The 6,672-nt window shown below is 74.0% G+C and carries 5 protein-coding genes; 4 read left to right on the top strand and 1 reads right to left on the bottom strand.

From position 1 onward, the window contains the following. Positions 1–127: 127 nt before the first annotated feature. Complete coding sequence (locus tag O4J56_RS16130; RefSeq protein ID WP_270686643.1) at positions 128–1,345, bottom strand: 8-amino-7-oxononanoate synthase; 1,218 nt, start codon at positions 1,343–1,345, stop codon at positions 128–130. Positions 1,346–1,623: 278 nt separating this feature from the next. On the opposite strand from O4J56_RS16130, the gene O4J56_RS16125 reads away from it, so the two are divergent. The 4 genes from O4J56_RS16125 (at position 1,624) to O4J56_RS16110 (ending at position 6,667) form a co-directional block, all read left to right on the top strand. Continuing rightward, positions 1,624–2,991, top strand: a complete 1,368-nt coding sequence (locus tag O4J56_RS16125) for an adenosylmethionine--8-amino-7-oxononanoate transaminase (RefSeq protein ID WP_270686641.1) — start codon at positions 1,624–1,626, stop codon at positions 2,989–2,991. After that, positions 2,988–3,695, top strand: a complete 708-nt coding sequence (bioD, locus tag O4J56_RS16120; protein ID WP_270686639.1) for a dethiobiotin synthase — start codon at positions 2,988–2,990, stop codon at positions 3,693–3,695. The genes O4J56_RS16125 and bioD overlap by 4 nt, the downstream gene beginning before the upstream one ends. A 197-nt stretch (positions 3,696–3,892) precedes the next feature. Beyond that, entirely contained in the window at positions 3,893–4,432 is a 540-nt protein-coding gene (locus O4J56_RS16115) for a Uma2 family endonuclease (RefSeq protein ID WP_270686638.1), read from the top strand. Positions 4,433–4,696: 264 nt separating this feature from the next. Further along, positions 4,697–6,667 (top strand): acetoacetate--CoA ligase, encoded by a 1,971-nt coding sequence (locus tag O4J56_RS16110; protein WP_270686637.1) that lies wholly within the window; start codon positions 4,697–4,699, stop codon positions 6,665–6,667. Positions 6,668–6,672 lie beyond the last annotated feature (5 nt).

The raw sequence follows: 6,672 nt of genomic DNA, 5'->3' as shown, positions 1-6,672 counted from the left end.
GCTGGCCTGTTCTCGTTGGCGCCCTTATCGGTGTGCTCCGTCGGCCTGCCGCTCGGCTGGGGCCCTCAAGCGGGGTACCTGCCCAGCCGCCCGCCGAATCGTGGCGACCCGAAGCTTGAGAGCGCGGCTACAGGGGCGTTCTTCCCGAGATCAATGGGGGATCGGGGCGGCAGTGCGCCACCGTGGCGACCGCGTGGGCGATGTCGGTCGGGGACAGGTCGGCCCTGGCCGTCAGGCGTAGGCGGGGGCGGCCGTCCGGGACCGACGGTGGGCGGAAGCACCCCACCCGCACACCCTTCTCCGCGCATCGGCGGGCCCAGCGCGTGCACGCGTCGGGCGAGTCCGCCGTCACCGAGACGACGGCGCCGTCGGGGGAGGAGACCTGCAGACCGTGCGCGGCCAGGCCGGTGGAGAGCGCGCGGGCGCGGTCCCTCAGGCGCCCGGCGAGTCCCGCGTCGGCGCGGATCAACCGCAGCGCCTCAAGGGCCGCACCGGCCGACGCGGGGGCCAGACCGGTGTCGAAGATGAACGTGCGCGCCGTCTCCACCAGGTGGCGGATGACGCAGGACGGCCCCAGGACGGCGCCGCCCTGCGCTCCCAGGGACTTGGACAGCGTCACCGAGACCACCGCGTCCTCGGCGCCGCGCAGTCCCGCGGCCGTGAGGGCGCCCGCGCCGCCGTGCCCGACGACGCCGAGGCCGTGGGCGTCGTCCAGCAGCAGTGCGGCGCCCGCGCTCCGGCAGGCGTCGGACAGGCCGGGCAGGTCGGTCAGGTCGCCGTCCACGGAGAAGACGGTGTCGGACACGACGAGACGGCGTTCGAGGGCGGACCGGTCGCGGGCGGTCTTCAGCTCCCGGGCGGCCGAACCCGGGTCGGCGTGGTCGAACAGCGAGACGTGGGCGCCCGCCGCCTTGGCCAGCCGTGCGGCGTCGATGAGGGAGGCGTGGTTCAGGCGGTCGCACACCAGGTGCGCGCCGCGCCCGGAGAGCGCGGTGACCATGGCGAGGTTGGCGGCGTAGCCGGAGGAGAAGACGAGGGCTGACTCGGTGCCGTAGAAGTCGGCGAGCTCGTCTTCCAGCGCGCGGTGGAGCAACGTGTCGCCGGTGACCAGACGCGACCCGGTCGCTCCGGCGCCCCAGCGCCGGGCGGCCTTCGCGGCGGCTTCGGTGACCCGCGGGTGGCGGGCGAGCCCGAGGTAGTCGTTGGAGGCCAGGTCGAGGACGTCCTCGTCGTGGGGGCGCGGTCGAAGGACCCGGGTGAGCCCGGCGGAGGCCCGCTCCCGAGCGGCCCCGGCGAGCCACCCGAACGGCGGCACAGGGGCGGTGTCGTCGGTCGTCGCGTTCACGGTCGGGGCCGCCTTCCTGCTCTGGGGCGGGGCCCACCGGGATGACGATCGGTCGGGCGGACCGCCGGTCCGGTCGGGTCGTGGGGCGCCCCGCGGCCGGTCCCCACGGGCGGGCGGCGGGGTACCGCCGCCCGCCCGGACCGCCTGGAAAACGGTCACGTGGAGCCTCACATGCCTCCGGTCCCCTCGTCATGCACGGGAACGCACAAACCTCCCCCGCCCAACTCTGTGGGAGGGAGCATCGCCCCGCCGCCGGGCCCCCGGAAGGATGTGCGGGTATGACGTCTCCGCCCCGACCCGCCCCCGACGGCGCCGAGGCCGCCGCGAACGGCGCCGCCGCCGAGTGGGTCCGCGAGGTCGACCGCGACCTGCTCTGGCACCCCTACTCGTCCGTGGGCCCCGGCGCCGCCGGTGCCCCCTACGTCGTCGCCGACGCCTACGGCACACGCCTGCGCCTCGTCGGCGACGACGGCCGCGAGCGGGAGGTCGTCGACGGCATGGCGTCCTGGTGGTCCGCCATCCACGGGTACCGCCACCCCGTCCTCGACGCGGCCGCCCGCACCCAGCTCGACCGGTTCGGACACGTCATGTTCGGCGGCCTCACCCACGAGCCCGCCGCCCGCCTGGCGGCCCTGCTGGCCGCCTCCGCCCCCGGTGACCTGCGCCACGTCTTCCTCGCCGACTCCGGGTCGGTGTCGGTTGAGGTCGCGCTCAAGATGTGCCTGCAGTACCAGCGCTCCCAGGGCCGCCCCGAGCGGCGCCGCATCCTGACCTGGCGCGGCGGGTACCACGGGGACACCTTCCACGCCATGTCGGTGTGCGACCCCGAGGGCGGGATGCACGCCCTGTGGGGCGACGTCCTGCCCCGGCAGGTCTTCGCCGACGCCCCGCCCGAGGGGTTCGGCGCCGCCCCGGACCCCGCCTACGTCGCCGGGCTGGAGCGGCTGGTCGCCGCGCACGCCGGCGAGCTGGCGGCGGTCATCGTGGAGCCGGTGGTGCAAGGGGCCGGCGGCATGCGCTTCCACAGCCCCGGCTACCTGCGCGAGCTGCGCCGCATCACCCGCGAGCACGGCCTGCTGCTGGTGTTCGACGAGATCGCCACCGGCTTCGGCCGGACCGGCTCCATGTTCGCCGCCGGACACGCCGGGGTCGTCCCCGACGTGATGTGCGTGGGCAAGGCGCTGACCGGCGGATACCTGACGCTCGCCGCCGCCCTGTGCACGCCGGAGGTGGCACGCGGCATCTCGGAGGGGGAGGTGCCGGTGCTCGCCCATGGGCCCACCTTCATGGGGAACCCGCTGGCGTGCGCGGTCGCGGCGGCGAGCGTCGGCCTGCTGACCGGCGGCGACTGGCGCGGCGACGTCGCCCGGGTCGAGCGGGGGCTGCGCGACGGGCTGGCCCCCGCGCGCGCCCTGCCCGGCGTGCGCGACGTGCGCGTCCTGGGCGCGATCGGGGTGATCGAGCTGGACCGGCCCGTGGACATGGCGGCCGCCACGCGCGCCGCCGTCGAAGCCGGGTGCTGGCTGCGGCCCTTCCGCAATCACGTCTACGCGATGCCGCCCTACATCTGCGACACCTCCGACCTGGAGGCCGTCACCGGGGGCATGCTCGTCGCGGCCGAGGCCTCCCTCAAGGCGACCGCATGAGGGTGATGGCGGTCGCCGGGACCGGGACCGGGGTGGGCAAGACCGTGTGCACGGCCGCGCTCGCGGCCCTCGCCCTGCGGGCGGGGCGGCGGGTCGCCGTGCTCAAACCGGCGCAGACCGGGGTGCGGCCGGGCGAGCCGGGGGACGCCGACGAGGTCGCCCGCCTGGCCCCGGGCACGACCGTGCGGGAGCTGGTCCGCTACCCCGACCCGCTGGCCCCGGCCACCGCCGCCCGCCGGGCCGGGATGCCGGGGCTGCCCGCCGAGCGGGCGGCGCGGGCCGCCGCGGAGCTGGAGGACGAGGGCCACGACCTGGTGCTGGTCGAAGGCGCGGGCGGGCTGCTGGTGCGCTTCGACGAGCGGGGGTCGACCCTGGCCGACGTGGCCGCGTCCCTGTCGGCCCCGGTCCTGCTGGTCGCGCGCGCGGGCCTGGGGACGCTCAACGAGACGGCGTTGACGGCCGAGGCGCTGCGCGCCCGGCGGATCATGTGTGCGGGGGTGGTGATCGGCAGCTGGCCCCGGGAGCCGGGCCTGGCCGAGCGGTGCAACCTCGGAGATCTTCCCGTGGAGGCCGGAGCGCCGCTGCTGGGGGCACTGCCCGAGGGCATGGCGGCCCTGGTGCCTGAGGCGTTCTCCGCCGCGGCGGTGGAGGCGATGGTGCCGGACCTGGAGGCGACGGTCCTCAGCCGCGGCGCCACTGTGTAAGGGGGCGCGCGGACAAGCTGGTGTGCTCCGCGTCGATCTCGGGAGAAAGGGCGCCGTCGGCCCACGTTTCAGGGACGCTTTTCCCGAGAGCAACGACGCAGGGGCGGCGATCTGCGGCGATCTGCGGCGGAGTCGGTGGGGCCCGCCCCTCTGGTCCGCCCGCGTCGCCGCTCGGGACCTCGAAGAGGGTGGGGTCGGTGAAGGTCACGGAGCTGTTGGACCAGCACGACATCCGCTATGAGTTCATCGATGGGGAGGTCATCATTCCGCCGTCGCCGGGTCAGCTGCACCAGGAGATACAACTGGACATCCTGCTGCAGGCGCGCCACAACGGGCATCCGGCCGCAATGAGCGCTCCCGTCCGGTTCTCCGGGAGCAACGACGATCCACGGCCGGACGTAGCGGTCTTCGAGGAAGGGACACGGCTCCCCGCCTCGGGGATGCGTCCTGGCGCACAGGTCCTGCTCGTCGTCGAGGTCGTGTCACCCTCCTCCCGCATCCGTGATGAGAAGGCGAAAAAGGAGCTGTACGCGCGGCTGGGTGTCCCCTGCTACCTGATCGTTCGGCAGAGTGGCGACCCGTGGATCCTCTACAGCGCGCCTGAGCAGGAGGAGTACAGGGAGACCTCCGAAGGGGCGATGGGGGACTACGTGAATGTGCCCGCTCTGCCGTGGCCCGTGCGGACGCCGGCACCGGACGACCACATGCGCGACGGCCTTCCCACGGCCTTTCGTTAGCCGTGGCCCGTCGCGCCATCTCCCTTCGGTCCTCTGTGTGCCCGATCGCCATGGCGGCCGTTCCGTCCCGCCGTCAGGCTGTGTCGCGGCGGGACGCCTCCAGGGCCCCCTCCACCTGCGCTTCGCCGGTCGGGCTCACCGACCCCCGTGATGCGCGACACTCCGACCGTGTTGTTAGATGGGCGTCACATCACAGCGGCGGCCCCGCCTGACCGGCGGGCGCGGCCGACCGCTCGCCTGCGTGACATGAGGAGGGCGCCAGCAATGACGCAGCCACCACCCCCCGTGCTCTGGACCCCCGACACCGAACGGCGGGAACGGTCCAACATCACCGCGTTCGCCCGCTGGGTGCGCGAGGAGCGGGGGGCGGCCGTCGACGAAGGCGACTACGACTCCCTCTGGCGCTGGTCCACCACCGACCTCGACGGGTTCTGGTCGGCCGTGTGGGACTACTACGGCGTCCGCTCCTCTACCCCGCCCGCCGAGGTCCTCGCCGAGCGGTCCATGCCCGGAGCGCGCTGGTTCCCCGGCACCCGCCTCAACTACGCCGAGCACATCTTCGCCGACCGCGACGACGACGCCGTGGCCATCCGCCACGCCTCCGAGCTGCGCGTCCTCGGCGAGTGGACCTGGGGCGAGCTCAAGCGCCGCACCGCCGCCATCGCGGCCGGGCTGCGCCGCCTCGGGGTGGGCCCCGGCGACCGGGTCGCCGCCTACCTGCCCAACATCGCCGAGACGGCCGCCGCGTTCTACGCCTGCGCCTCCATCGGAGCGGTCTGGTCCTCCTGCTCGCCCGACTTCGGCGTGCGCAGCGTCATCGACCGCTTCGCCCAGATCGAACCGAAGGTGCTGCTGACCGTCGACGGCTACCGCTACGGCGGCAAGGACTTCGACCGCTCCGACACGGTGCGCGAGCTGCGGGCGCAGCTGCCCGGCCTGGAGCACACCGTCGTCCTGCCCTACCTGGGCGACGAGGTGCCCGAGGACGCCCTGTCCTGGGAGGCGCTGGAGCGCGCCGGAGAGGGCGCCGGCCTGGAGTTCGAGCGGGTCCCCTTCGACCACCCGCTGTGGGTGCTCTACTCCTCCGGCACGACCGGGCTGCCCAAGGCCATCGTGCAGGGCCACGGCGGCATCCTGCTGGAGCAGCTCAAGAACCTCCACCTCCACCTGGACGCCCAGGAGACCGACCGGGTGTTCTGGTTCACCACCACCGGGTGGATGATGTGGAACTTCCTGGTGAGCGTGCTGCTCACCCGGGCCTCCATCGTCCTGTTCGACGGCAACCCCGGCCACCCCGACCTGGGCACCCTGTGGGACCTGGCCGAGCGCGCCGGGGTCACCGTCTTCGGCACCAGCGCCGGGTACCTGTCCACCTGCATGAAGGCCGACATCCACCCCACGCAGGGCCGGGACCTGTCGGCGCTGCACGCCATCGGCTCCACCGGCTCGCCGCTCAGCCCCGAGGGGTTCGACTGGTGCTACCGCGAGTTCGGCGACGGGCTGTGGCTCTTCTCCACCAGCGGCGGCACCGACATCTGCAGCTGCCTGGTGGGCGGCGTGCCCACCCTGCCGGTGTACGAGGGGGAGATCCAGGCCCGGTCGCTGGGCATGGCGGTGGCCGCCTGGGACCCCGACGGCAAGGAGCTGACCGGCGAGGTCGGCGAGCTGGTCGTCACCGAGCCCGCGCCGTCCATGCCGCTGTACTTCTGGGGCGACGAGGACGGGGAGCGCCTGCGCGACAGCTACTTCTCCATGTACCCGGGGGTGTGGCGGCACGGCGACTGGATCTCCATCACCGACCGCGGCACCGCCGTCATCTACGGCCGCTCCGACTCCACCATCAACCGGGGCGGGGTGCGCATGGGCACCAGCGAGATCTACCGCGCGGTGCTGTCCCTGGACGAGATCGTCGACGCCCTCGTGGTGGACGTCCCCCAGGAGGACGGCGGCTCGCGCATCGAGCTGTTCACCGTCCTGCGCGAGGGCGCCGAACTGGACGAGGCGCTCACCAAGGCCATCGCGCGCCGCATCCGCGAGGACTGCTCGCCCCGGCACGTCCCGGACTCGGTACGGGCCATCGCCCAGGTCCCGCGCACACTGTCCGGCAAGGTGCTGGAGGTGCCGGTCAAGCGCATCCTGATGGGCGAGCCCGCCGAGAAGGTGGCCAGCCGCGACTCCCTGGCCGACCCCGAGGCACTGGACTACTTCTCGAAGCTCGCGCGCGGCGAGGACTGAGCGGC

This window comes from Nocardiopsis endophytica, from assembly GCF_027706725.1.
In the GTDB taxonomy this organism is placed as follows: domain Bacteria; phylum Actinomycetota; class Actinomycetes; order Streptosporangiales; family Streptosporangiaceae; genus Nocardiopsis_A; species Nocardiopsis_A endophytica.
This window is presented reverse-complemented; position numbering and strand designations above follow the sequence as displayed.